This is a genomic window from Nocardiopsis sp. LDBS0036 (assembly GCF_041228755.1).
GTDB lineage: Bacteria > Actinomycetota > Actinomycetes > Streptosporangiales > Streptosporangiaceae > Nocardiopsis > Nocardiopsis dassonvillei.
Genome location: NZ_CP141103.1, coordinates 3,111,951 through 3,136,754, shown reverse-complemented (window position 1 = coordinate 3,136,754; position 24,804 = coordinate 3,111,951). Strand labels below are relative to the sequence as shown.

At 72.9% G+C, this 24,804-nt stretch carries 26 protein-coding genes; 15 read left to right on the top strand and 11 right to left on the bottom strand.

Going from position 1 to position 24,804, the window contains the following annotated elements; translation table 11 throughout:
- Positions 1–184 precede the first annotated feature (184 nt).
- Positions 185–1,246 carry a CPBP family intramembrane glutamic endopeptidase gene (locus UIS43_RS13110; RefSeq protein ID WP_197724894.1) on the top strand — a complete coding sequence of 354 codons (1,062 nt, stop codon included), beginning with the start codon at positions 185–187 and terminating at the stop codon, positions 1,244–1,246.
- Here UIS43_RS13110 and UIS43_RS13105 read toward each other — a convergent pair.
- Complete coding sequence (locus tag UIS43_RS13105) at positions 1,243–1,752, bottom strand: GtrA family protein (RefSeq protein ID WP_013154889.1); 510 nt, start codon at positions 1,750–1,752, stop codon at positions 1,243–1,245. The genes UIS43_RS13110 and UIS43_RS13105 overlap by 4 nt on opposite strands.
- A 240-nt stretch (positions 1,753–1,992) precedes the next feature.
- Here UIS43_RS13105 and UIS43_RS13100 point away from each other — a divergent pair, with 240 nt between their 5' ends.
- Positions 1,993–3,150, top strand: coding sequence for a 5-(carboxyamino)imidazole ribonucleotide synthase (locus tag UIS43_RS13100; RefSeq protein ID WP_071622710.1), 1,158 nt, complete (start codon positions 1,993–1,995; stop codon positions 3,148–3,150).
- Positions 3,147–3,701, top strand: coding sequence for a 5-(carboxyamino)imidazole ribonucleotide mutase (purE, locus tag UIS43_RS13095; RefSeq protein WP_370013190.1), 555 nt, complete (start codon positions 3,147–3,149; stop codon positions 3,699–3,701). Before UIS43_RS13100 ends, purE begins: the two co-directional genes overlap by 4 nt.
- Before the next feature lie 61 nt (positions 3,702–3,762).
- On the opposite strand, the gene UIS43_RS13090 is transcribed toward purE, so the two are convergent.
- Positions 3,763–4,335, bottom strand: a complete 573-nt coding sequence (locus UIS43_RS13090) for a TetR/AcrR family transcriptional regulator (protein ID WP_370013189.1) — start codon at positions 4,333–4,335, stop codon at positions 3,763–3,765.
- A gap of 70 nt (positions 4,336–4,405) precedes the next feature.
- On the opposite strand from UIS43_RS13090, the gene UIS43_RS13085 reads away from it, so the two are divergent.
- On the top strand, positions 4,406–5,947 hold the full coding sequence (locus UIS43_RS13085; RefSeq protein WP_013154885.1) for an MFS transporter: 1,542 nt from the start codon (positions 4,406–4,408) through the stop codon (positions 5,945–5,947).
- A gap of 109 nt (positions 5,948–6,056) precedes the next feature.
- On the opposite strand, the gene UIS43_RS13080 is transcribed toward UIS43_RS13085, so the two are convergent.
- The 4 genes from UIS43_RS13080 to UIS43_RS13065 form a co-directional block, all read right to left on the bottom strand.
- Positions 6,057–6,800: a TNT domain-containing protein gene (locus UIS43_RS13080; RefSeq protein WP_013154884.1), complete on the bottom strand. Its 744-nt coding sequence runs from the start codon at positions 6,798–6,800 to the stop codon at positions 6,057–6,059.
- Between the two features lie 168 nt (positions 6,801–6,968).
- Positions 6,969–8,300: a UDP-glucose/GDP-mannose dehydrogenase family protein gene (locus UIS43_RS13075; protein ID WP_013154883.1), complete on the bottom strand. Its 1,332-nt coding sequence runs from the start codon at positions 8,298–8,300 to the stop codon at positions 6,969–6,971.
- A 230-nt stretch (positions 8,301–8,530) separates the two neighbouring features.
- Positions 8,531–9,220, bottom strand: coding sequence for a hypothetical protein (locus tag UIS43_RS13070; RefSeq protein WP_013154882.1), 690 nt, complete (start codon positions 9,218–9,220; stop codon positions 8,531–8,533).
- Positions 9,221–9,239: 19 nt separating this feature from the next.
- A complete protein-coding gene (locus tag UIS43_RS13065) occupies positions 9,240–10,733 on the bottom strand; it encodes an LCP family protein (protein WP_013154881.1) in 1,494 nt (497 codons plus the stop codon).
- 358 nt (positions 10,734–11,091) lie between these two features.
- Here UIS43_RS13065 and UIS43_RS13060 point away from each other — a divergent pair, with 358 nt between their 5' ends.
- The 3 genes from UIS43_RS13060 (at position 11,092) to UIS43_RS13050 (ending at position 13,600) form a co-directional block, all read left to right on the top strand.
- Positions 11,092–11,328 (top strand): TM2 domain-containing protein, encoded by a 237-nt coding sequence (locus UIS43_RS13060; RefSeq protein WP_013154880.1) that lies wholly within the window; start codon positions 11,092–11,094, stop codon positions 11,326–11,328.
- Between the two features lie 124 nt (positions 11,329–11,452).
- Positions 11,453–12,448, top strand: a complete 996-nt coding sequence (locus UIS43_RS13055; protein ID WP_013154879.1) for a glycosyltransferase family 2 protein — start codon at positions 11,453–11,455, stop codon at positions 12,446–12,448.
- Between the two features lie 99 nt (positions 12,449–12,547).
- Entirely contained in the window at positions 12,548–13,600 is a 1,053-nt protein-coding gene (locus UIS43_RS13050; RefSeq protein WP_013154878.1) for a DUF4429 domain-containing protein, read from the top strand.
- 89 nt (positions 13,601–13,689) lie between these two features.
- Here the strand turns inward: UIS43_RS13050 and UIS43_RS13045 are convergent, their stop codons facing one another.
- Positions 13,690–14,463, bottom strand: coding sequence for a glycerophosphodiester phosphodiesterase (locus UIS43_RS13045; protein ID WP_013154877.1), 774 nt, complete (start codon positions 14,461–14,463; stop codon positions 13,690–13,692).
- Positions 14,460–15,209 carry a 2-C-methyl-D-erythritol 4-phosphate cytidylyltransferase gene (locus UIS43_RS13040; RefSeq protein WP_013154876.1) on the bottom strand — a complete coding sequence of 250 codons (750 nt, stop codon included), beginning with the start codon at positions 15,207–15,209 and terminating at the stop codon, positions 14,460–14,462. The genes UIS43_RS13045 and UIS43_RS13040 overlap by 4 nt, the downstream gene beginning before the upstream one ends.
- 664 nt (positions 15,210–15,873) lie before the next feature.
- On the opposite strand from UIS43_RS13040, the gene UIS43_RS13035 reads away from it, so the two are divergent.
- The 8 genes from UIS43_RS13035 to UIS43_RS13000 all read left to right on the top strand — a co-directional run bounded on the left by UIS43_RS13035 (position 15,874) and on the right by UIS43_RS13000 (position 23,276).
- Positions 15,874–16,722, top strand: a complete 849-nt coding sequence (locus UIS43_RS13035; protein ID WP_019608200.1) for an ABC transporter permease — start codon at positions 15,874–15,876, stop codon at positions 16,720–16,722.
- Positions 16,722–17,612, top strand: coding sequence for an ABC transporter ATP-binding protein (locus tag UIS43_RS13030; protein ID WP_013154874.1), 891 nt, complete (start codon positions 16,722–16,724; stop codon positions 17,610–17,612). Before UIS43_RS13035 ends, UIS43_RS13030 begins: the two co-directional genes overlap by 1 nt.
- Before the next feature lie 221 nt (positions 17,613–17,833).
- The gene (locus UIS43_RS13025) at positions 17,834–18,811 is read left to right on the top strand and encodes a hypothetical protein (RefSeq protein WP_370013188.1); all 978 of its coding nucleotides are present in this window, start codon (positions 17,834–17,836) and stop codon (positions 18,809–18,811) included.
- 86 nt (positions 18,812–18,897) lie between these two features.
- Positions 18,898–19,539: a DUF5941 domain-containing protein gene (locus tag UIS43_RS13020; RefSeq protein ID WP_238347033.1), complete on the top strand. Its 642-nt coding sequence runs from the start codon at positions 18,898–18,900 to the stop codon at positions 19,537–19,539.
- Positions 19,540–19,572: 33 nt separating this feature from the next.
- Positions 19,573–20,304 (top strand): sugar phosphate nucleotidyltransferase, encoded by a 732-nt coding sequence (locus UIS43_RS13015; RefSeq protein WP_013154871.1) that lies wholly within the window; start codon positions 19,573–19,575, stop codon positions 20,302–20,304.
- Between the two features lie 5 nt (positions 20,305–20,309).
- The gene (locus tag UIS43_RS13010; RefSeq protein ID WP_041552866.1) at positions 20,310–21,359 is read left to right on the top strand and encodes an iron-containing alcohol dehydrogenase family protein; all 1,050 of its coding nucleotides are present in this window, start codon (positions 20,310–20,312) and stop codon (positions 21,357–21,359) included.
- Positions 21,337–22,107, top strand: a complete 771-nt coding sequence (locus UIS43_RS13005; protein ID WP_013154869.1) for a CDP-alcohol phosphatidyltransferase family protein — start codon at positions 21,337–21,339, stop codon at positions 22,105–22,107. Before UIS43_RS13010 ends, UIS43_RS13005 begins: the two co-directional genes overlap by 23 nt.
- A gap of 302 nt (positions 22,108–22,409) precedes the next feature.
- Positions 22,410–23,276, top strand: a complete 867-nt coding sequence (locus UIS43_RS13000; RefSeq protein ID WP_013154868.1) for a glycosyltransferase family 2 protein — start codon at positions 22,410–22,412, stop codon at positions 23,274–23,276.
- Positions 23,277–23,422: 146 nt separating this feature from the next.
- On the opposite strand, the gene UIS43_RS12995 is transcribed toward UIS43_RS13000, so the two are convergent.
- The 3 genes from UIS43_RS12995 to UIS43_RS12985 form a co-directional block, all read right to left on the bottom strand.
- Positions 23,423–23,770 carry a hypothetical protein gene (locus tag UIS43_RS12995; RefSeq protein ID WP_013154867.1) on the bottom strand — a complete coding sequence of 116 codons (348 nt, stop codon included), beginning with the start codon at positions 23,768–23,770 and terminating at the stop codon, positions 23,423–23,425.
- Entirely contained in the window at positions 23,767–23,952 is a 186-nt protein-coding gene (locus tag UIS43_RS12990; protein ID WP_041552865.1) for a hypothetical protein, read from the bottom strand. Before UIS43_RS12990 ends, UIS43_RS12995 begins: the two co-directional genes overlap by 4 nt.
- Positions 23,953–24,329: 377 nt before the next feature.
- Positions 24,330–24,755 (bottom strand): MarR family transcriptional regulator, encoded by a 426-nt coding sequence (locus UIS43_RS12985; RefSeq protein ID WP_013154865.1) that lies wholly within the window; start codon positions 24,753–24,755, stop codon positions 24,330–24,332.
- Positions 24,756–24,804: the final 49 nt, after the last annotated feature.

Genomic DNA, 24,804 nt, shown 5'->3' with positions numbered 1-24,804 from the left:
CTGGCAATACATGCCCGGATAGTAGTCTCGGCCCACGATGGGAAATGTGCCGCCACCGCCTGGTTCGTCCTGGCCCGCCGCGCCCGAGGGGCCGGAGGGGCGGACTGTCGGGGCCTACACGCAGGAGCAGACCTGGGCGGATCCTCCCGGAGGGGGGAGGCTGACGCCGCCCGGGGGCTACGCCGTGGCCGCCACCGACCCGGACGTGTGGGCTTGGCCGCCGCCGAGGCCGGTGCGCAGGAACCACTTCGCCCGCGCGGAACTCCCCGCGGACGAGTCCTACCACAGGCTGGGCCGCACGTCCCGCTTCCGCTGGTGGTTCACGCCGCTCACCCTGGCCGTCCTCGCGGTGCTGCTCTTCTTCCTGTGGATAGCCGTCATCCTGTCGGTGACGATCGTGGCGATCATCAACGGCAGCGGACTGGCCCCGGACTCGGTCACCCTGAGCGTGATCGCCGAGATGGCCTTCGGGCTGCTGTCGTCGGCGCTGTTCATCCCCATCGTCCTCTTCCTGGTCCGCGTCGTGCAGTGGCGCCGGACCGGCTCCCTGTTCTCCGTCGAGGGACGGCTGCGCTGGGGGTGGCTGGCCCGCTGCACGGCGGTGGCGGTCGTCCCGGTCGCCCTGTGCGTCGTGGCCTTCCTGCCGCTGGCCGAACTCCTCCAGCCCGACCTGGTGCCCCGCGAGGCCTCCGGCGGAACCGAGGTGTTCGCCGCGGCGATGACCGCCATCGTGCTGCTGGTGCCGTTGCAGTCGGCGGCCGAGGAGCTGACCCTGCGCGGCATGCTCATGCAGCTGGTGGGCGCGCTCGGCGCCCGTCCCGACGAGCGGCGCGGCCGGTCGGCGGTCTCGCGGGTCCTGCGCTCCCCGGGTCCGGCCATCCTGGCCAGCGGAACCCTGTTCGCGGCGCTGTACCTGGCCACGCACCCGGGCGACCCCTGGACGACCGCGGCGCTCGCGGTGATGGGGCTGGGGATGTCCTGGCTGACCTGGCGCACCGGCGGTCTGGAGGCGGCGATCAGCCTGCACGTGGTCAACAGCCTCGTGCAGTTCACGCTGTGCGTGTTCGAGGGCCGCATGGAGCAGATCGGCACGGGGGTCATGGTCGGCTCCGGCCTGCCCCTGGGCGCGGGTACGCCGCTGGTGCTGGTGCTGACCCTGATCCAGGTGGGGCTGTACGTGCTGGCGGTGGTGTGGCTGGCGGGCCGCCGCGGGGTGCGGCGCAGGAGCGCGGCCGCCGTCCGTTAGAGCTCGTCGGCTCCGGGCCCGGCGACCGGCTCGCCCGGGGGGTTCTCCGCGGGCTCGCGGACCGTGCCGCCGTCCCGCTCGGGGAAGACCCACGTGCGGTAGGAGAAGAACCGGAAGAGCGTGCCCAGGCCCACCCCGACCACGTTGCCCGCGATGTTGCTCGCGAGCGGGCCGTCGAACCCCAGCACGTACACCGAGAACCCCAGGCAGGCCAGCTGGAGGAGCATCCCGACGCCGTTCATCAGCAGGAACAGCGCGGTCTCGCGGCCGTAGCCGGTCCGGGCCCGGTCGCCGAAGGTCCAGAACCGGTTGCCCACGAAGGCCACCGCGATCGAGCACAGCGTCCCGATCACCTGCCCCGTGAGCGGGCCCGCCCCGGCCGCGCTCCACAGCAGGTTGGTCGTCCCCAGCTGGACCACGTAGGCCACGGCGCCCACGGAGCCGAACTTGCCCACCTCCCGGACGAGCTTGGCGATCCCGGGATGGCGGGAGAGGAAGTCGCGCACGTTCTGCGCCTCCGGTCCTGTGGTCGGGGTGGTCGGATCCGCCTCCGCGCGGACCGGTCCCGGCCGGGCCGCCGACCAGGGGCGGAGGGGGCCCGGGACCGCCGCGTCCGCACGCCCTAGACTCTAGCCGGGGGTCGCACCAGGACCCCGGCCGCGGGTTCCGAGCCGATCCGGCCAGGTCCCGCCGCGCGGGGCCGTCCCGTCACCGCGGTTGACGAGCAGCATGTGAGTTGAGGAACTGTGAGCGAGCGTAACCGCACCGTCCCGCGCGTGGGAATGGTGGGAGGGGGCCAACTCTCCCGGATGACCCACCAGGCGGGCATCGCCCTGGGGGTCGACTTCTCGGTCCTGGCGTCCAGCCCCGCCGACAGCGCCGCGCTGGTGTGCGGTGACGTCTCCCTGGGCGACGACCGCGGCCTCGACGACGTCCTGGCCTTCGCCAAGGCCCACGACGTGGTCACCTTCGACCACGAGCACGTGCCCGAGCCCGTCCTGCGCGCGGTCGAGGAGGCCGGGGGCCTGCTGCGCCCCGGCCGCGACGCGCTGCGCTTCGCCCAGGACAAACTGCGCATGCGCACCCGTATGGCCGAGCTGGGCGCGCCCTCGCCGCGCTGGCGTGCCGTCACCACCCTGGAGCACGTCACGGCCTTCGCCGGGGAGACCGGGTGGCCGGTCGTGCTCAAGGCGGCCCGCGGCGGCTACGACGGCAAGGGCGTGTGGGTCGTCGGTGACGCCGACGAGGCCCGCGGGGTCGTGGACCGCGCCGCCGCCGAGGAGGTGCCGCTCCTGGTCGAGGAGAAGGTGGACTTCTCGCGCGAGCTGGCCGTGCAGGTCGCCCGCTCCCCGCACGGGCAGGTCGCGGTCTACCCGGTCGTGGAGACCGTGCAGCGCGGCGGCATCTGCCACGAGGTGATCGCCCCCGCCCCGGACCTGTCCGAGGACAAGGCCACCCACGCCCAGCAGCTGGCCATCGAGATCGCCCAGGCGCTGGACGTGACCGGGGTCCTGGCCGTGGAGCTGTTCGAGACCGCCGACGGCGTGGTCGTCAACGAGCTGGCCATGCGCCCGCACAACTCCGGCCACTGGAGCATCGAGGGCGCGCGCACCTCCCAGTTCGAGCAGCACCTGAGGGCCGTGCTGAACCTGCCGCTGGGCTCGCCGCGCACCAACGCGCCCTACACCGTCATGGCCAACCTGCTGGGCGGCGAGGACCCCGAGGTCTACCGCCGCTACCTGCACGTGATGGCGAAGGACCCCGAGGTGAAGGTGCACTTCTACGGCAAGGACGTGCGTCCGGGCCGCAAGATCGGGCACGTCACCGTGATGGGTGAGGACTACCGTGACCTGCTGGCGCGCGCGCGAGACGCCGCCGCCTACCTGCGAGGAGACGAACAGTGACCGACAGCGCCAACGGGCGGGACGCGAGGGGCCCCGTGGTGGGCATCGTGATGGGCTCGGACTCCGACTGGCCGGTGATGCGTGAGGCGGCCGAGGCCCTGCGCGAGTTCGACGTCCCCTTCGAGGCCGACGTGGTCTCGGCGCACCGCATGCCGCACGAGATGGTCTCCTACGGAGCCGAGGCCGCCGGCCGCGGCCTGAAGGTGATCATCGCCGGCGCGGGAGGGGCGGCGCACCTGCCGGGCATGCTGGCCTCGGTGACCACCCTGCCGGTGGTGGGCGTCCCGGTGCCGCTCAAGTACCTCGACGGCATGGACTCGCTGCTGTCCATCGTGCAGATGCCCGCCGGGGTGCCGGTGGCGACCGTGGCCGTGGGCGCGGCCCGCAACGCGGGTCTGCTGGCGGTGCGGATGCTGGCCGCGGGCGACCCCGCGCTCACCGAGCGCATGGTCCGCTTCCAGGAGGAGCTGAAGGAGCAGGCCCACGCCAAGGGCGAGCGGCTGCGCCGCGAGGTGGAGAACGGGGGCAGGCCCACCGGCTTCGGCCGCTAGCCCGCCGACGCCCGAACGGCCCCGGTACCCGTCACGGGTGCCGGGGCCCTCGCGTGTCCGCTCAGCCCTCGGAGGGCAGGAGGAGGCGCAGGCCCTCGACGGCCTGCTCCACGGTCGGCAGCGCTTCCGGGGCGATGAGGTACTGGATGAGGTAGCCGGTGACGAAGTTGTAGGCCATGGAACCCAGACCGGCCTCGACGGCCGGGTCGACCTCCCCGGGCTCCAGGTCGAGCAGGAGCGCGGCCAGCCCCCGGCGGGCGCCCCTGAGGCCCTCGGCCAGCACGGCGCGGACACCGTCGTCGAACTGGGCCTGCGCGTAGGCCTGGACACTGGCGACGAGCAGGTCGCGCTCCTCGGGCAGGGTCCGGAAGAGCGAGTCGAGCAGGACGCGCAGCCTGTCGGCCGGGGCCTCGGCGCGTGAGGCGCTGACGGCGGCCCCGAAGGTGTCGCCCCACTCCCCGGTCGCCTCGATCACGGCCGTGTTCATGAGGTTGTCCTTGGACCCGAAGTGGTACCCGATGGAGGCCAGGTGCGCTCCGGAGGCGGCGGCGATGTCGCGCGCCGTGGTCTTGCTGTAGCCCTTCTCCACCAGGCACTTCCTGGCGCCCGCCAGCAGGTCTTCGCGTTGGCTCATGACCGCGATCCTAGCATCTGGACGTACGTACATATTGACACCTGATTTTGACGTACGTACGATCACGGCCATGAACCCTCGACGCGCCACCGCCCGCACCTGGGCCGGACTGGCCCTCCTGCTGATCCCGGCACTGCTGGTGTCCATGGACATCTCGGTGCTCTTCGTCGCCGCGCCCGCCATCACCGAGGCGCTGCGACCCACGTCCGCGCAGTGGCTGTGGATGATGGACGTCTACGGCTTCGTGCTCGCCGGACTGCTCGTCACCATGGGAAGCCTGGGCGACCGGATCGGCCGCAGGCGCCTGCTGCTCACCGGCGGGGTGCTCTTCGGCGCCGCGTCCGTGCTGCTGGCGCTGGCGCCCTCGCCGGAGCTGTTCATCGCCGGGCGGGCCCTGCTGGGCGTGGCAGGGGCGACCCTGGCGCCCTCCACGCTCTCCCTGGTCCGGGACATGTTCACCGACCCCCGCCAGCGCGGCGCCGCGGTCGGGGCCTGGACCGTCGCCTTCACCGGCGGCGCCGTCGCCGGGCCGATCCTCGGCGGACTGCTCCTGGAGTTCTTCTGGTGGGGCTCGGCCTTCCTCGTCAACCTGCCGTTCATGGTCGTGCTGGTGGCCGCCGCACCCCTGCTCGTGCCCGAGTCGCGCGACCCGGAGGCCTCCGGCTTCGACCTGCCGGGCGCGGGCCTCTCGCTCGCGGCCGTCCTGGGCCTGGTCTACGGCGCCAAGCGCCTGGCCGAGCACGGGGCCGACCCCCACGCCCTCACCGCCCTGGCGGCCGGAGCGGCGCTCCTGGCTCTGTTCGTGCTCCGGCAGCGCCGTGCCGCGCACCCGCTGATGGACCTCTCGCTCCTCGCCCGCCCCGCTTTCACCGCCGCGATCATCGGCAACCTGGCCCTGTCCTTCGCCGTCGGGGGGATGGGGCTCCTGACCTTCACCTTCCTCCAGACCGTGCACGGCCTGAGCCCGCTCCACGCCGCCCTGTGGGCGCTGCCCACGATCCTGGGCACCGTCCTGGGCGCGGTCCTGGCCGGCTCGCTCGCGCCCCGGGCCAGACCCGGCGTGCTCATGGCGGCGGGGCTGGCCCTCAGCGCGGCGGGGTTCGCGGTCGTGGGCCTGGTGGACGCCGACACCCGCCTGGCGGTGTTCCTCGGCGGCTACACCCTGCTGACCCTCGGGGCCGGCGTCGTCGGAACCCTGGCCAACACCCTAGTCCTGGCCACGGCCCCCCGGGAGCGCGCCGGGGCCGCCGCGGGGATCTCCGAGACCAGCACCGAGTTCGGCACCGCCCTGGGCATCGCGGTCCTGGGCACCGCCGCAGGCGCCGTCTACCGCACCTCCGTGGCGGACGCGCTGCCCTCGGTGGACGGGGCCGCGGCCGAGACCGTCACCGGAGCCCTGGCCGCCGCCCCCCGAGCACAGGACCCCGGGGCCCTGCTCGACGCGGCCTTCGACGCCTACACGGCCGGGGTCAACACCGCCGCCCTCACCGGCGCGGGCGTGCTGGCCGCGGTCGCGCTCCTGGTCGCCGTCGCGCTGCGGAGGCTGCCCCCCGCGACCGGCGGGGAGCCCGGCGCACCGGCCCCGGCCGGGGGAGTCCCGGCCCGTCCGTGACCGGACCGCCCTGCGCGCCGACCGCCGTTCCCCGCGGGGCCGCACCGGTCGCGAGCGGCGCCGGGCCGGTGCGCCCGAGCACCACGGGGGCGGGCGCACCGGCTCCCGTTCACCTCGCCGCGGTGCCGAGGCGGTCGGCGGAGCCCTCGGTCAGGACGCACTCCCCGACCGGGCGCTGCTCCAGGTGGCCGCCCTCCAGGAGCTGGTTGACCGAGGCGTACTCCGCCTCGGGCGCCTCCACGACCCCCTCGGCGGGGACGAGTACCTGTTCGCCGCCGCCGGGCTGCTCGAAGTGCGGGGCGATCGGCCCCACCAGCGCGGTGAACTCCTCGGTCACCTCGTAGCAGTTGTAGTTGTGCTCGGGACCGTCCGGCCACGTGTTCAGCGAGTCCGGCGGCAGGGCGCGCCGTTCGTACGGAGCCCCCGCCGGGGCCAGGAACGTGCCGCGCGGGGACCCGAAGCGGTCCAGCATCCACCCCTCGGGCAGGACCCGCAGCTCGGTCACCGGCTCGCCGTCCTCCACCACGAAGCCCATGTGGTCGGGGTAGTCCCAGCCCTCGGGTGTGGCCCAGCGGTCCAGGAACGCGTCGGGGGAGAGGCCGCCGAGCCGCTCGTACCCCTCCAGCAGCGCGCCGACCGGCCCGTCCTCGGGCAGCTCGGCGGGGCCCAGGCGGGGGTCGCCGCACAGGTACCGCTCCAGGTCCTCCTCGCTCGGCGGCGGGTCGAGCACCGGGCACCGCGCCTCCTGCGGGGCGAACGGCGCCGACGGCGCGGGGGGCGCGGGCACCGCGTGGGCGGGCTGGGCCGCCATGAGCAGGGCCAGCGCGGTGCCGACCGTCACGGAAAGCTTCACGGGTGGGACTCCGTCCGTCCTCGGACACCCGGCACGGCGCCGGGCGTACACGGGCAACTACGGAGTGAAGTCAACCACGGTCAACGCGTCACGATCGGGGTTCCGGCCGAAAAAGCGGACGGCCGGGCCCGCGCGGGCCCGGCCGTGGTGCGTGACGAGGGGGAGGGGCTACTGGCGGCCCAGCGCCCGGTAGGTCCAGCCCGAGGCGCGCCAGTACGTGGGGTCGAGCGCGTTGCGCCCGTCCACGATGCGCTTGCGGGCCACCACCCCGGCCAGCTCCTCCGGGTTGGCCTCGCGGAACTCCGCCCACTCGGTGAGCAGCAGCACCACGTCGGCGCCGCGCGCCGCCGCCAGCATGGAGTCGGCGTAGTTCAGCTCCGGGTGCGCCTCGCGCGCCCGCTCCAGCGCCCGCGGGTCGTACACCGTCACCTGCGCTCCCAGGGAGGCGATGGTGGAGGCCACGTCCAGGGCGGGCGAGTCGCGGATGTCGTCGGAGTTGGGTTTGAACGCCGCGCCCAGCACGGTCACCGTGCGCCCGGCGAAGCTCCCGCCGATCAGCTGGCGGGCGATGTCGATGGTGCGCGCGCGGCGGCGCTGGTTGATCGCGTCCACCTCGCGCAGGAAGGACAGCGCGGGCTCCACGCCCAGCTCGTCGGCGCGCGCCATGAACGCGCGGATGTCCTTGGGCAGGCAGCCGCCGCCGAAGCCCAGGCCCGGGCCGAGGAACTTGCCGCCGATGCGGTCGTCGTAGGACAGCGCCTCGGCCAGCTGGATGACGTCGGCCCCGGCCACCTCCGACACCTCCGCCATGGCGTTGATGAAGGAGATCTTCGTGGCCAGGAAGGCGTTGGCCGACACCTTGACCAGCTCGGCGGTCTGGAGGTCGGTCAACAGGAAGGGGACGCCGTCGTCGATCTGGCGCTGCCACAGGGCGCGCACGGCCTTCTCGACCCGGGGGGAGTCGGTGCCGATCACGATCCGGTTCGGGTGCAGGGTGTCCTCCACCCCGAAGCCCTCGCGCAGGAACTCCGGGCTCCACCCCAGCTCGGCCTCCTCGCCCACGGGGGCCAGCGCGGACAGGCGGGCGGCCAGGGTCGCCGCGGTGCCCACCGGAACGGTCGAGCGGCCCACGACCACGGTGGGGCGGGTCAGGTGCGGGGCCAGCTGGTCCACCGCGGCGTTGACGTAGCGCAGGTCGGCCGCGCCGGAGTCGTCGCGCTGAGGGGTGCCCACGCAGATCAGGTGCAGGTCGGCGAACTCCGCGGCCTCGGCGAAGGAGGTCGTGAAGTGCAGGCGGCCGGTTCCCAGGTTCGCGGTGAGCAGCTCTTCGAGCCCGGGCTCGAAGAAGGGGACCCTGCCGGAGCGGAGCATGTCGATCTTGGCCTCGTCGACGTCGAGTCCCAGGACCTCGAACCCCATCTCGGCCAGGCAGGCCGCGGTGGTGGCACCCAGGTACCCGGTACCGATGACGGAGACGCGCATACGGTCCGCTTCGACCACTGGTGGTGTCCTTCCTCGCTTTCGTCCGCTCCCGTTTCGCTGGTTGTGCCCGCTGGAGGCGGTCAACACCCTGCTTGAGGGCAGAAAACGGACATTGTTCAGCCTACGGGTGTGCCCGGGGCGCGATGCATCACCTTACGCGCCGGGGCGTGGCGCACGACCGAACGCCGCGTGAACAGTCAGGCGCTCAGGTTACCGGTGGGTCCGGCGTATCGGCCACAGGGGCGTGTTCAGCGTCGGCGACCGAATCTCGGCCCGCGCCCGCCCCGGTCCAGGGGTGTCCACCCGGAGCCGTCCTCCCCGCGGCGGAAGGGCGTGGTCGTCTTGTCCGGGTCGTCCTCGAAGCCGTCGGGACCGTCAACGAACCCGGCACCGGGGTCAGCGGCGGGGTCGTCGGCGGGCCACGCCGGGTCCGGGACGCCGGGGACCGCGTCCGGAACGGTGTCACCGACCGCCCCGCGCCGGTACTCCTCCCGGCTGGCGCGGGCCACGACCCGGCGCCCGGAGGGCGGGGCCCCGTCGTTCGCGGCACGCCAGCGGAGGGGCATCGCCGCGGAGAACAGCAGCAGCGTTCCCAGCGGCAGCGCCACGGCCAGACCCGCGCCCGAGGGGTAGAGGAAGCTGTCCTCGTTCAGCCAGGACAGCGCCGCCCCCATGGACGCCGGGTGCGCGACCGGCCACAGGCTCAGCGCCGTGAGCAGGGCCCCGCTGGCACCGGCCACCAGCGGCGACAGCCGGGACGCCACCAGGTAGGCGCACACCGCCCCCAGCAGCCCCAGCACCACCGCCGACGACACCGTCGCCACGGTCACCTCCCCCTCGGCGAACCGGGGGAGCAGGCCGGACGACCAGGCCGCGGCGACCCACAGCACGGGGGCCAGGGCGACGCCGCCGAGCAGGCCTACCAGATGGTGCAGCACGGTGATTCCTTCCCTCGCGTCACCCGCAGACGTTCTCCCGCGCGGTCGAGACCGAACCGGTCCCCTCCGCGGCCGAGGGCTCCTCCCGCGGGGTGGCGTCCGCGGTCTGCGGGGCCTCGAACGCCGTGTAGTCGAACCCGATCACGATCTGGAGCCCACCGTCCAGTGCGTCGTCCTCGACCGTCTGCGAGCCCGGCATCATCCCGGCCACGTACTCGGCCGCTGCCGCGTCGTCGGGACCGTGGCGCACCTGGGTGGTGGCGACGTCGAGGCTGCTCCAGTTCCGCGCCGGGGAGGTCACCTGGAACCCGGCCGCGGCCAGCTCGGCGTCCAGCTGCGCGCCCAGGCCCGCGGTGCCGATCCCGTTGAACACCTGGACCCGGATGCCGCCGGGCTCCGGCTCGGACCCGGCCCGCTCCTCCTCCCCGGAGCCGTCCACGGGCCGGTCGGCCCGGACCGCGGCGAACAGCTCCCGGGCGGCGGGCTCGTCCCACAGCACGGCGACGTCGCCGCGCGGCGTCCAGTACTCCATGTCGGCGATGGGCACCTGGGTGAAGGTGACCTCGCCCAGGTCGATGTCGCGCATCTGGTACGCGAGCTCGTTGATGGTGCTGGTGTCCAGCCCCTGGTCCACGGTCACCGACGACAGGGCGCTGTCCAGGAAGTCGGTCAGCTTGGCCGGGTCGGAGAGCGTCTCGGTGCTCATCGCCTGGTCGAGCATCGCGGACAGGACCTGCTGCTGGCGCTCGATCCGGTCCAGGTCGCCGCGCGAGGTGGCGCGGGTGCGGGAGAAGGCCAGGGCCTCGGCCCCGTCCACCCGGTGCGTGCCCGCCTCCATGTCCAGCTGGGCCTTGGGGTCGTGGATCGCCTCGGGCAGGCACACCTCGATGCCGCCCAGGGCGTCCACCACGTCCACGAAGCCGTTGAAGTCCACCTCGACGTAGTGGTCGACGCGCACGTCGGTCACCGACTCCACGGTCCGCACGGCCAACTGGGGGCCGCCGTGGGCGTAGGCGGCGTTGATCTTGTCGGGACCCTGGCCGGGGACGTCCACCCACAGGTCCCGGGGGATGCCGACGACGGTGAGGTGGTCGCGGTCGTGGTTGAGCCGCACCAGCATCATGCTGTCGGAGCGCTGGCCCGGGGTGGAGCCCACGCTCAGGTCCTCCTGGGCCTCCGCGCTCATCTCGTCGCGGTTGTCGGAGCCGATCACCAGGAAGGTCAGGCCGCCGGTCTGCTCGGGGCGCCCCTCCTCGGACAGGCCGCCGAACACGTCGAACCGGTTCAGGGTCCCCGACATCCACCCGGTGAGCGCCCACGAGGTGCCCGAGGCGAGCAGGACCAGCGTCGACAGCGCGCTCATCACCAGCAGGCCGGTACGGCGCCGACGGGTGGCGGCGCTGGGCACGGTCACCCGGCCGGACCTCGGGGAGCGTTCGGGCGGGAGGGGCTGTGAGCGCTGGCGGCGGAACTCCTCCGCGGGTCCCTGCCGTCCCGCTCTGTCATCGCTCATCGGCGTCCCCGTCCCAACCGGTCAACGGTGTCCTTATCTCTAGGTTGTCACCCGATTCGCCGAAGCGCGCGGGATGTCAACCCCCGGCGTGTTGTCCTCCTCTTTGCCTGGCCCTCTCCTTGTTATGACGCCGTGAACTGCGCGGGGGTTCCGTGCGGGCGGTGTCATCCTGAGCCGTATCCGGTACCGCCACGTGACCGAAATCGCGGTCCGATGCGGTGACAATGTCCTGGCGCGGCCACGCCGGACCCGGCCCGCGGCCGAACGGGACCCCGCCGTGTCCGGCGAGGGCCCGCACGGGGGCGCCCGCAGCGCGCCGTCCCCCCTCACCACATCCCTCTCGCAGCACGGAGTTCCAGTGACCCACCCCTACCCCGAGGCCGTCTCCAGCAGGAGCTGGCTCGTGGCCCTCCTGCTCTGCCTGTTCCTGGGCACGATCGGCGTCCACCGCTTCTACACGGGCAAGATCGGCACCGGCGTCCTGATGATCCTCACCTGCGGCGGCGCCGGCGTGTGGACGCTCATCGACCTGATCATGATCATCGTCGGCTCCTTCAAGGACGCCGAGGGCAGGCCCGTCAAGAACCAGGGCTGAGACACCGCGACCCCGGCCCGGCGGGCTCCGCCGGGCCGGGACCGCGACGGGTGTGCAGTACCGTTGACGCGCGTACGACACGCTCCTACGCAGTCCCGACACGTCTTGACCCTGGGAAGTGCCCGTGTCCTGGCCGCCTGTCTCCGTCGTCATGCCCGTACTCAACGAAGAGCGCCACCTCGCCGCCGCGGTGGAGCACGTCCTCGCCCAGGACTACCCGGGCGATCTGGAGGTCGTGCTCGGGGTCGGGCCCTCCTCGGACCGCACCCGCGAGGTCGCCGACGGGATCGCCGCCGCCGACCCGCGCGTGAAGGTGGTGGACAACCCGACGGGAAGGACCCCCTCCGGGCTCAACGCCGCCATCGGGGCCTCCTCGCACGACATCGTCGCCCGCATCGACGGGCACGCCATGATGCCCTCGGACTACCTGCGGGTGGCCGTGGAGACGCTCCGCGAGACCGGCGCCGACAACGTCGGCGGGATCATGGCCGCCGAGGGCACGACCCCCTGGGAGAAGGCGGTCGCCGCCGCCATGACCTCCAAGGTGGGCGTGGGCAACGCGCGCTTCCACACCGGCGGCGAGGGCGGTCCGGCCGACACCGTGTACCTGGGCGTCTTCCGGCGCTCGGCGCTGGAGCGGGTCGGCGGCTACGACGAGGCCTTCCTGCGGGCCCAGGACTGGGAGATGAACCACCGCATCCGCACCACCGGCGGCACGGTGTGGTTCCAGCCGCGCATGCGGGTCTCCTACCGCCCCCGGCGCAACGTGCGCCTGCTCGCCAAGCAGTACTTCCACTACGGCCGCTGGCGCAGGGTGGTCTCCCGCCAGCACAAGGGCACCATCAACCTGCGCTACCTGGCCCCGCCCGTCGCCCTGGCGGGTGTGGTCGCCGGGCTGGTCGGCGGCTTCTTCCTCTGGCCGCTGTTCCTGGTCCCGGCCGCCTACCTGGTCCTGGTCACCGCCGCGTCGGTGCCGCTCGGCCGCGGCCTTCCCGCCGCCAGCCTGCCGATGATCCCGCTCGCGCTGGCCACCATGCACATGTCGTGGGGCGCCGGGTTCATCACCAGCCCGCCCGGACTCGGCTCGGACTCGCGCACGGCGCAGGCCGCCCGGGCCTGAGGCGCCTCCCCCGGCCGCTTCCGGCCCCGGCCCTCTCTCGTGCGGGAGAGGGCCTTCTGCTAAGCAGGGGTGAGGGACGGGAAAGGGAAAGTGGGTGCCATGGACGACTTGCGCGGCAACCAGGCCGTGTGGCGGTTCGACGGTGAGACGGTCGCGATCAGGTACGAGGCCCAGGGCTGGTTCAAGGACCCCCTGCTCAAACGGATCGGCCAGCTCGAACTCCCCGTGGCCGCGATCGCCGAGGTCGACTTCCAGCCCGGCGCGGGCCCCAGGAAGGGCTGGCTGCTGCAGCTGCGCCTGCACGAGCGGACCGACCCCTACGCGGCGGTCGGCGCGATGCTCAAGGAGAAGTCCCAGCCCTTCCGGCTCACCGGCCAGGCCAGCGGCGAACTGGTCGCCGAGTACCTGGCCGACCAGATCCGGTTCGCCGCCGAGCAGAGCGGGCCGCCCGCCCCCGACACGGCCGTCCGCCTGGTGCCCCGGCTGCCCTTCCACATCCAGACCTCCGAGGGGACCGCGACCCTGGACGGCTCCACCGTGCGCCTGGTCTGGTCCGGCGGTGAGGCGAGCGGGCGCAAGCGCAGGGCGCAGCGCCGCGAGTACGACCTCTCCGAGATCACCGGGGTGGACTGGGCGCCCTCCGACGGCTGGGAGTGGGGCTACATGCGCCTGGTCACCGCCGACACCGGCGGCAGGGACACCGGCAAACCCAAGCAGGACCTGCACGCCCTCGTCGCCGAGGAGGGGGCGGAGGGCTACGACACCCTGCTCATGGCCGCGGCGGTCACCGCCCACGTGTGGGCCGCGGAGGCGTCGGGGGCCGGCGGCCGGGAGGGGCGCGGCGTCGCCGCCAGGCTCAGGGACCCGCGGTGGTGGCTGGACGCGGCGGCGCGCTCGACCGACCAGCTGCGGGCCCTGTCCGCGGGGTCCGCGGCTCCGGACGCGGGGGAGGGCGCCGGACCCGGAGCCGGACCGGGGGCCGGGGCGGCCTCCCCGCAGCAGGCCCTGGACGCCGCGGGGAAGGCGGACGGCCGACCCGACAACGAGTGGATCTTCCAGCAGATCGAGCGCCTGGGAGAACTGCACGCCAGGGGACTGCTCACCGACGAGGAGTTCTCCGCCAAGAAGGCCGAGCTGCTCGGCCGGATCTGAGACCGCGGCCCGGTCCCGGGACCCGTGGTCCCGGGAGCGGGCGGCGGAACCCGGTCGGTGGGATCGGCGCGGTGGGGCGGGGACCCGGTTCAGTACTCCCCGGCGGTGCCGCCCTTGAGCGCGGACACCGTCCCGGGGACGTCGTCCACCACGACCGCGTCCATCCCCGCCTCGGCGAACCGCGCCGCGTCCACCGGGTCCGGACACCAGGAGACGACCTCGATCCCCGCCCGGTGCGCCAGGTCCACGGTGTACTCCACCGACCGGCGGTCCGGCCGGGGCGCGTCGCCGGACAGCCCGAACGAGCGCGCGTCGATCGCCACCACCGGGCACCCCATCCCGGCGGCGCCCGCCACGGCCTGGTCCAGCGGGTTGCGCACGAACGGCATCCACGCCGTGGGCGCCGCCGGAACCTCCTCGCGGACGGCGAGCAGGACGCCCGGGTCGAAGGAGCAGACGAACACCCGGCGGCGTCCGGCCTCCCTGCGCAGGTACGGCAGGAGCAGCGAGACCGTCCGGCGCGAGGGGGCGTCGACCGCGTCCTCCATCACCGACTTGACGTCCACGTCCAGGCCCACCCCGGCCGGGATCGCGGCCAGGCCCTCCTCCAGGCCGACCAGCCCGGCCCCGGCGCACTCGCGCGCGGTCAGCTCCACGATCGCGCGGCCGTCGTCCAGGGCGGCGTTGTGGTAGAGCACCAGCGCGTCGTCGGCGGTGCGGCGCACGTCGATCTCGATCCAGTGAGCCCCCGCCCGCGCCGCCGCGGCGTAGGACTCCGGCGTGTTCTCCCGGGCGCCGTCCACCACGCCGCGCCCCGCGCCGCGGTGTCCGACCACCTCGGTCGCCTCGAAGACCCGGCTCACGCGTCCGCCCCCGACAGGGCGGCGCGCTCGCGCCCGCGGCGCAGCAGCGTCTCGGCGATCTCCACGTCGCCCGGGTTCGTCACCTTGATGTTCGTCTCCTCTCCGGGCACGATCCGCACCTCCTCCTCCGGCAGGTACCGCAGCACCACGCCGCAGTCGTCGGTGGCCACCAGGTCCGGGTCGGCCGAGGCCAGCTCGTAGGCGCGGCGGGCCACACCGAGCCGGAAGCCCTGCGGGGTCTGCATCCTGCGCAGCCGCGCGCGCGGGGGGACCTCCATGATCACCTCGCCGCCGGAACCGCCGGGCGCCACCCGCACCACGGTGTCGGCGCTGGGCACCGCCACCCCGACCGCGCCCGTCTCCGCCAGCGCCGCCACGCACGCGCTGATGACCGCCGGGCTCACGAGCGGGCGCGCCGCGTCGTGCAGCAGCACCAGGTCGGTGTCGGCGGCGCCGCCCATCGCGGCCAGGGCGGCGACGGAGGTGCCGGTGCGGGTCGCCCCGCCGGGGAGGACCGCGGTGACCTTGGTGAACCCGGCCGCGTCGACGATCTCCCGGACCCGGTCGAGGTACTCCTCCACCATGAGCACGACGATCTCGTCGACGTCCGGGCACGCCTCGAACGCGGCGACGGCGTGCTCCAGGATGGGCCGGCCCTCCAAAGGCAGCAGCTGCTTGGGCGCGGGCGCGCCCATCCGCGCGCCCACCCCTCCGGCCAGAACCGCCGCGATCACGCGCGGACGCATGGCTCCACCTCTTCCGTCGTCCACGGCCGCCGTCCACAGCGGCCGGATACCCCCGGTGCGCCCGGTCGCGTTCGGGTTTCCCGGATGTACGGGGGCCCACCCGCCGCCCTCCACCGCCCTCAACGGACGCGCTTCGCGCGCGGTTCCTTCCGGGCCCGCCGACACCGTGTTTCCCAACGACACCGTGCCGCCCGCGGTTCCGCGCCCCGCCATCCGGCGCGGTTCCCCGGGCCCGGTGCGTTCCCGGCCGAGGCTAGCCGACGGTCCGCCGGGCGGCGCCCCCGCCCCGCGCCCCCGCCCGACGGCGCCTCCACCCGGTACGGCGCCCCGTCGCGCACGGCGCTTCGCGCCCCGCGCGGCCTCGGCGCGCCGCGTCCGGCCTCCCTGGGCGAAGGTACAAAACACGCATTGGTGACAGGTGGGGTGGCACAGCCCGTCGTTCGCAGCGGTAACCTATGGACGCCTGTATGGCGTGCCCGGTGCCGACCTCCTCCCAGAAGCGGTCGTTGAACCGGGCGCGGTCCGTGACATCCCCCGGTCGCCCGGACACGCTCCCCCGTTTCGGTACGCCGTACGGGGTGGACCGCGTATGTCGGCCGGTGCGCACAGGCGAGTACGAGCACGCCCGTCCGTCCCCAGCGTGGATCGGACGAGACATCAACCCTTGGAGGTGGCGGTGGCGTCAAGGGCGCTGGCCGTCTGGGAGCACCGGAAGGTCGTCGGCCTCCTGGTCCGGCGCGACCTGAAGGTCAAGTACCAGCAGTCCGTACTGGGGTACGCGTGGACGATGTTGGAGCCGCTGGCTCTGACGATGGTCTACTTCGTCGTCTTCGGCGTCATCCTCAACGCGGAACGGGGCATGCCGGAGGAGGCCCTGGCGCAGGGCGGTTTCCTGCTGTTCCTCGTGGCGGGGATCCTGCCCTGGAACACCTTCGGGGCGATCCTGTCCGAGGCCCCCCGCGCGATGATCACGCACGCCAAGCTGATCACCACCATGAAGGTGCCGCGGGAGATCTTCCCCACGGCCACGGTCGGCACGAAGTTCATCGAGTACCTGCTCACCTGGCCCGTGCTGATCCTCTTCGTGATCTTCCTCGGGGGCAGGCCCTCGTGGGAGGGCGTGCTGGTGTGGCTGCCGCTGGCCGTCGTGCTCCAGTTCGTCTTCGGGCTGGGCCTCACCCTCTTCCTGTCCGCGGTCAACGTGCTGCTGCGCGACGTCGAGCGCCTGGTGCGCATCGCCTCCCGCCTGCTGTTCTACGGCTCGGCGGTCCTGTTCCCCGCCTCGCTGGTGCTCACCGAGCCCAGCGTTCCGGAGTGGGCGAAGACACTTTTCCAGCTCAACCCGCTGCTGGGTATCTTCGAGATGCACCGTGCCGTGTGGTTCGCCGGATTCGACGAACTCACCCCGAGCACCCTCGCGTTGACCTCGTCGGTGGTCGGTTCGATTCTCATGCTGATCATCGGATACTGGACGTTCCGCCGTCTGGAGATGTCCGTCCTGAAGGAGCTGTGATGGCGCAGACGACCTACGGCGCCGGGATCACCACCGGGCCGGTCATCGAGGCCAAGAACCTCGGCGTCAAGTTCGCCGTGAACCGCCGACGCAAGCGCAGCCTGCGCGAGATGTTCATCCACGGCACCAAGCGCGACCCCAACGCCGAGGGCGACGAGTTCTGGCCGCTGCGCGACGTCACGTTCGACATCGGACGAGGCGAGTGCGTGGGCATCGTGGGCAAGAACGGCACCGGCAAGTCGACCCTGCTCAAGCTGATCGCCGGGGTGCTCATCCCCGACGAGGGCGAGGTGCACGTGCACGGCAAGGTGGCCCCGCTGCTGGAGCTGCGCGCCGGGTTCAACGACAACCTGACCGGCCGCGAGAACGTGTACCTGGTCGGCTCCCTGCACGGGATGTCCGAGAAGCAGATCGACGAGCGCTTCGACGAGATCGTCGACTTCGCCGAGATCAAGTCCAAGTTCGTGGACACCCCGGTGCGCCACTACTCCAGCGGCATGAAGGTGCGGCTCGGCTTCGCGCTGATCTCGCAGCTGGAGCACCCGATCATGCTGGTCGACGAGGTGCTCGCGGTCGGCGACAAGGCCTTCAAGCGCAAGTGCTACGAGGCCATCGACCGCATGCTGGCCAACCAGCGCACGATGGTCCTGGTGTCGCACAGCGAGAGGGACCTGCGCCGGTTCTGCAACCGCGGGCTCTACGTCAAGGGCGGCGGGCTCGCCCTGGACACCGACATCGACGCCGCGCTCGCCGCCTACAACGAGGACACCCAGGCGGAGATCGAGGAGCGCAAGAAGCGCGACGCCGAGAAGAAGAAGCGCGCGGAGGAGAAGGCCAGGAAGGCCGCCGAGGCCGACAACGGCGGCGGCGACGGCGGCCAGGCGGCCTGAAGCCGCCCGGGTCCGCCCGGCCTTCCCACCGAACGCGCTGACGCGCTGACGCGCACCACCGGAGACTGCCCGGCGGTGCGCGTCCGGCGTTTCGCCACATGTCCGGACAGGGCCCCGCACCGCCCGACCCCGCCGCGACGATCTGCGCGTGTGTCAGTGATTGAACCGTTACACAGAGTGAGAAACGGTGTCTCCCATCAGAGCTGGGAGAGGACACGTCCATGGCCCACAGCGGCACCGTGGCGCGGCTGGCCGCGCGGATGCTCGAACGCAGGCACGTCACCCGCTCCGGGGTGGCCCGGATCGGCGTCCTGGGGGCCGTGGGCGCGGCGGTCTGGTTCTCCCGGGCCGACGCGGTCGGAGGCCTGGCGGGCTCGGCCTTCCTCGGCGCGGTCCTGTTCTGCGACGCGGTCCGCGAGCGCATGCGGGCCGACCGGCGCGACGCCCTCGCCCTGTGGCTCGCGGCGATGCTGTCGCAGCTGCGCGAGTACGCGGTCTACCTCGGCCTGGCGGCGGGCGCCGTGGCCGCCGGGATCGGCGGGGCCTGGGGGTGGGCCGCGGGCGCGCTGGTCGCCCTGGCCCTGCGCGACTCGCTCCTGGCGGCCGGGTCCGCTCCGGCCGTCCCGGAGCCGGGGCCGGGTCGAAGGAGACCCCCCTCGTCCGCCCAGCGGCCCGCTGGCGGCCTTCTGGGGGGTCTGGCGCCCCGCCCGCCGCGGGGGCCGCGCGCCAGCGATCCCGGTCTGACCGAGCGCCTGTTCGGCGCCACTGTGGTGGACGGCACAACGGGCGGTTCGCGTCCGGTCCGCGCCCCCGCCGGGGCCCGCGCCGACGGAACGGCCGTGAACCGGCCCGCGGTGAACGGGGTCTCCGCCAACGGCGTCCGGGTGAACGGGGCCGTCAGGCACGGGACCCCCCTGTGCGGAGGCCCCGAGGAAGGGGCCGGCCCGAACGGCCTACCCCCGAACGGGACCCCTGACCGGGACCGCGCCGACACCGGAGCCGACGACCGCGGCGCGGACGACCGCCCCGCCCCCTCGCCGCTGCGCCGGATCGCGGACTTCCCCCAACCCGTGCGCTTCCTGGCCATCGCGGTGACCGCCACGCTGTGGGACGCGCGCGTCGCCTTCGTCACCCTCGTGGTCGGCTGCGTCGTCGCGGTGACCGCCCAACTCGCCGATCCCGCGCGGAGCCGACAGTGAACGCGAGCGCCGCGCACGGGGGTTCGGACCGGGACCGGTACGACCCGATCCGTCCCGACCTGCGGTTTCTTCGTGATGACAGTCACATGGCGCTCCTGCTCGGCCGGATCGCGCCGGGGGGAGCGCCGCCCCTGCTCACGGCGCTCACCGGACTCCTGGTCGTCGGAACGCTCCTCGCGGCAGGCCACGGACGGCTGGCAGGCATTACCCTGTTCGCACCGGTCGCTGCCCTGCTACTGTCCGGACTGGCCTCGGGCCACCCCCACGACGGACGGTTCGACTGGCTCGTGCCACCCGTCCTGCGCGTCACCGAGTACGGGTACCTGGCGGTCCTGGGGCTGGCGTCCGGTGTACCGGGTCCACTGGTGTTCGTACTCTTGATGGCGGTCGCCTGTCACCACGGCGACGACGTGGCCCGTCCCGCGGTCGGGGCGGCCCGCCCCGCGGGGGTGCGCGCCGCGGCGCTCGGCTGGGACGGCCGCATGCTCGTCATCGCGGTCGCGGGAGCGCTGCACGCGCTCGCCCCCGCCTACGGCATACTCGCCGGATACCTGGCGGTGCTGCTCGTCCGCGAGGCCGTGCGCACCTGGAGCGCGACACCGGTGGCCGACGTACGCGCCAGCGCCGCCCCCGGCGAGGGCGACACGGACCAGGGGGATCCGCGGATCCCCCGACCAGGCCACGCAGACGGGGGCCAACCGGCCGCCGGAACGAACGGGGAGGCGTGAGAGCCCTCCCCGACTAAGGAGGAACACGCCCTCATGCTCGGAATGGTTCTCGCCGCAGGCGCGGGGCGCCGTCTACGCCCCTACACCGACACCCTGCCCAAGGCGCTGGTGCCCGTCGACGGCGAGACGACCATCATGGACATCTCGCTGCGCAACCTGGCGGCGGCCGGGCTGACCGACGTCGTCGTCGTGGTCGGCTACCGCGCGGAGGCGGTCGAGGCGCGCAAGGAGGCACTGGAGGAGCGCCACGGCGTCAAGCTCACCCTCAGCCACAACGACAAGGCCGAGGAGTGGAACAACGCCTACTCCCTGTGGACCGCGCGCGAGTTCTTCTCCGAGGGCGTCCTCCTCGTCAACGGCGACACGGTTCACCCCGTGAGCGTCGAGGAAACGCTACTCGCCGCACGGGGACCGGAACTGCTCCTCGCGGTGGACAGCGTGAAAAGCCTCGCTGACGAGGAGATGAAGGTGACCCTGGACGAGGAGGGCCACCTGCGCACGATCACCAAGCTCATGGACCCGGCCACCGCCGCGGGCGAGTACATCGGCGCCACCCTCATCGAGGGCTCCCTGGACGCCCGTCTCGCCGACGCCCTCAAGGCCACCTGGGAGCGCGACCCGCAGCTGTACTACGAGGACGGCTACCAGGAGCTGGTCAACCGCGGCGAGAAGGTCGCCGTGGCGCCGATCGGCGAGGTGGACTGGGTCGAGGTCGACAACCACGACGACCTGGCCAAGGCGAGGGAGATCGCATGCCGCTACTAGCCCGCATGCTCCCCTCCCCGCTGGCGATCGACGTGCGCCGGGGAGCCGTCTCCTCCCTCGGGACGCTACTCGCCGACCGCAGGATCGCCACCGAGGGCCGCATCGCCGTGGCCGTCGGCCCGGGGCAGGGGGCGCAGATCGCCTCCGAGCTGGACCTGCCCAACTGCGAGGTCTTCCACGTCGAGGAGGGCACCGTCGACGCCGCGACCGAGCTGGGAAAGAAGCTCCGCTCGGGCGCCTACGAGGCGGTCGCCGGGATCGGCGGCGGCAAGACCATCGACGTGACCAAGTTCGCCGCCACCATGGCGGGGATCCCCATGGTGGCCGTGGCCACCAACCTCGCGCACGACGGCATCGCCTCGCCGGTCAGCTCGCTGGAGCACGAGGGCGGCAAGCCCTCCATCGGCGTGACCATGCCCATCGCCGTGGTCATCGACGTCGACTACGTCCGGGCGGCCCCCTCGCACCTGGTGCGCTCGGGCATCGGCGACGTGGTCAGCAACATCTCCGCCATCGAGGACTGGGAGCTGGCGGGCCGGGTCAACGGCGAGCCGGTGGACGGCATGTCCGTCACCTTCGCCAGGGTCGCGGCCGAGGCGGTCCTGCACCGCCCGGACTCGGTGGAGTCCGAGGCCTTCCTCACGGTGCTGGCCGAGGGCCTGGTGCTCTCGGGGATGGCGATGTCGGTGGCCGGGTCCAGCCGCCCCGCCAGCGGCGCGTGCCACGAGATCCTGCACGCGGTCACCCAGCTCCACCCGGGCACCAGCAACCACGGCGAGCTCGCCGGGCTGGGCGCGCTGTACGCGTCCTTCCTGCGGGTGCGGCACCTGGACTGGTCGCAGGCGCGGATGAACGAGATCCGCGACTGCCTGATCCGTCACGAGCTGCCCGTCGTGCCCTCCGACGTCGGACTCGACGAGGCGGAGTTCGCACGGGCGGTGGTCCACGCCCCGGACACCCGTCCGGGCCGGTTCACCATCCTGGAACACCTGAACCTCTCCGAGGACGAGATCGGACGGAGCGTCAAGGACTATGTCGAAGCCGTCGGTCGCTGAGGTCCGCGCGGGCGGCCAGCCCGCCGGCATCAAGGAGAGGACGAACGAGGAGCACTGGGCGGGCCGCCTCTACATGCGCGACCTGTCCCCGTACCTGACCACGTTCTTCGTCCGGCTCGGCGTCCCCCCCAACCCGATCACCTACCTGATGATGGCCTTCGGCGTGCTCGCCGGGGTCGTGGTCGCCTTCGGCGGCCTGTGGTCGGCGATCGCGGCGGCGCTGTTCGTGCAGGTGTACCTGCTGCTGGACTGCTCCGACGGCGAGGTGGCGCGCTACACCGGCCGCACCAGCGTGGCCGGGATCTACCTGGACCGCATCGGCCACTACGTGTCCGAGATCGCGCTCCTCATCGGCCTGGGCGTGCGCGCCCAGGGCGGGTGGGAGCCGGGCGGCTGGGTGATCCTGGGCATGGCCGCGGCGATCGGCGTGGCGCTCATCAAGGCCGAGACCGACAACGTGGTGGTGGCGCGGGCCAAGGCGGGCCTGCCGGAGAAGGTCTCGGACGAGGCGATGCGTCCGCGCTCGTCCGGGCTCAGCCTGGCCCGCCGCCTGGCCTCGGCGCTGAAGGTGCACCGCCTCATCCAGGCCGTGGAGCTGTCCCTGATCGTCGTGGTGGCGGCCGTGGTGGACGCCTTCCTCGGCGACCTGACGGCCACCCGGATCCTGGTGGCGGCGTGCGCCGCGGTGGGCGTGCTGATGAGCTTCGCGCACTTCGTGAGCGTGCTCGCCTCGCGCCGCCTCGAATAGCGCGGACACTTCGGGCGCCCCCGGCCCGAACCGGGTCGGAGCGTCACGAACGACGCGCCGATGACGTTGACGTCACGAACGGGGCCGTGCAGGTTACCCTGTCCACGGTCCCGTCCACCTTCCCTTTATTCTTTCGTTAGTCTGTTCCTGCGATCGTTGGCCGTGTGTCAACCTTCCAGTAACACTTCGTCCACTGAACGGTCGCAACCATGGCCACACCCGTGATTCCGTCCTCACCGAGCCCGGAGAAGCCGGAGGTGACGGTCTCCCCAGCGCCCAGAGCCGAACGGAGCCGCCCCCAGGTGTCCGCGCCCACCCTGTCCTGCGTCCTGCTGACGATGGGCAACCGTCCGGCCGAGCTGCGCCGCGCCATCACCAGCGTGTTCGAGCAGGAGGACGCGGACGTCGAGGTCGTGGTCGTCGGCAACGGCGCGGACCTGCCGGAGCTGCCCGAGGGCGTCACGCGGGTGCGCCTGCCGGAGAACGTGGGCATCCCCGAGGGACGCAACCACGGGGTGCGCGCGACCAGCGGCGACATCATCCTCTTCCTGGACGACGACGGCTGGTACCGCTCCAGGGACCTGGCCCGCCACGTGCGCGAGCGCTTCGCCGCCGACCCGTCGCTGGGCGCGCTGTCCTTCCGCATCGCCGACCCCGACGGCGGCCCCGACCAGCGCCGCCACGTGCCGCGCCTGCGCGTGGGCGACTCCCGCAAGTCGAGCGTGGTGACCACGTTCCTGGGCGGGGCGTGCGCGATCCGGCGCACCGCCTTCGAGGCCGGGGGCGGCCTGCCGGGCGACTTCTTCTACGCGCACGAGGAGACCGACCTCGCCTGGCGGATCATGGACGCGGGCTACGGGATCGAGTACGACGCCGACGCGGTGATGTACCACCCGGCGGTGGCGCCGACCCGGCACGAGAACTTCTACCGGCTCAACGCCCGCAACCGGGTGTGGCTGGCCCGCCGCAACCTGCCCTGGCCCCTGGCCGCGGCCTACCTCGGCACCTGGGTCGGGCTGACCGTGCTGCGCGAGCGCGACCGCGACGCGCTGCGCTCGTGGTTCGGGGGCTTCCGGGAGGGCTGGCGCGAGGAGGCCGGTCCGCGCACCCCGATCAGCTGGTCGACCGCGTGGCGGATGACCCGCGCCGGACGCCCGCCGATCATCTGAGCCCCCGGCCGGCCCCGGCGCCGGGCGGGGCCCGCCGCCCCCGCGCGCCGGTGGCCGGTCCGGCCACGACAGCGAAAAGCCCCCTCGACCGACGGGCTCCGGAGTTCCAGAACTCCTCGGACCCACCGGTCGAGGGGGCTTTTCGCTCAGCTGGTGGCCGCGTCGCGGTGGCGCACCTGGGGGGCGCGATCCTTCGGCACGAAGTGGGGCCAGGTCGGCGTTCCGCATTCGGCCGCGTGCAGTGCCGCGCGCACGTTGGCGGAGAACAGGCGTGAGGCGTCCTCCAGGGTTCCGGCCTCCACACCCATCGTCACCGAGAGCGTGCGGTTGGCCAGGCTTCCGACCACGTCGGGGTCGACGATGCCGGGATCGCACTCCTGGAGGTTGTCCAACTCGTCGACGAAGCGGTCGACGAAGTCGTCGAAGTCCCGGTCACTGTCGGCGCCGTTCCGTGCTTCGAAGGAAAGGTCGGCTACGAGGTGGTGTGTGGTCACAGGTTCCGCTCCTCCCAGCATGTGGCCCGACGCAGCTGCCCCAGCAGGTCCTTGAGGTAATTTGCCCCGGAGGGCGTGAGCTTAACGGTCTTGAAGTGTTTCTCCGGGCACGGGCAGTACATCTTGTAGTACTTCCTCCTGCGCTCGACCCTCCACTGCCTGACCTCGGCTGCCCGGAGCACGGATTCCAGATCCTTGTTCGGGTGTCGTGGACGAACCATACGCAGTCCCAGCCGGTCGCACAGAGGGGAGAGGGGTCGGCGCCTGAGCTGCTGTGGCCCAAGCGTAGGTGAAGCCTAGGGGAGCGGGCTCCGACGGACCGGCGGTTCGGCGTTTTCGACCCGGATTCCTCGGGGCGGGACGCGGCGGGGGCAGGGCGGCGGCCGCGGCCTCGATGCGGTGACGGAAAACTGTTGCCGCTTGACAATAGTTGACTCTGGCGGCATTGTTTACGGTTGGGAAGCCCGCCCCGAGGTGGCGGCTGCCCAGGGCAGGGCGGGGACGCCGGGGTTCCACCCAGACGTGGCGCCGGGCCGACCGTCCGGTCCGCACCAGTGGCTCAGGCCGTGCGGAAGTTCGGCTGGTCGGAACTCTCGGAGCGTTCCTCGGAGCGGCTCGCCGCCTCGCGGAAGGACACGAGCCCTTCCATGAGCATCACCCGCTTGCGCGGGGGCATGCGGGCGATGACCTCGTGGAGCTCAGCCTCCCTGCGGGCCCTCAGGTCGCGCAGGAAGGTCCGGCCGCTCTCGCTCAGCCAGAGCCTCAGCTCACGACGGCTGTTCGGACTCGGCGTCCGGGTCACGAAGCCGACCGCCTGGAGGCGGTCGCACAGCCTGCTCACGGACGGAGGAGTGGAACCCAGGCGCTCGGTCACCGTACGCAGGTTCACACCGTCCTCCTCCTCAAGGATGAAGAGGACCTTGAGCTGCGGAGGGGAGACCGGTGAGGAGGCGACCTCACGGCCGCGCCCCCAGAGCACTTCCATGAGTTCGGTGACGGTGGAGGCCGCACGGGCTGCTTCGGCTGTCGGTTCC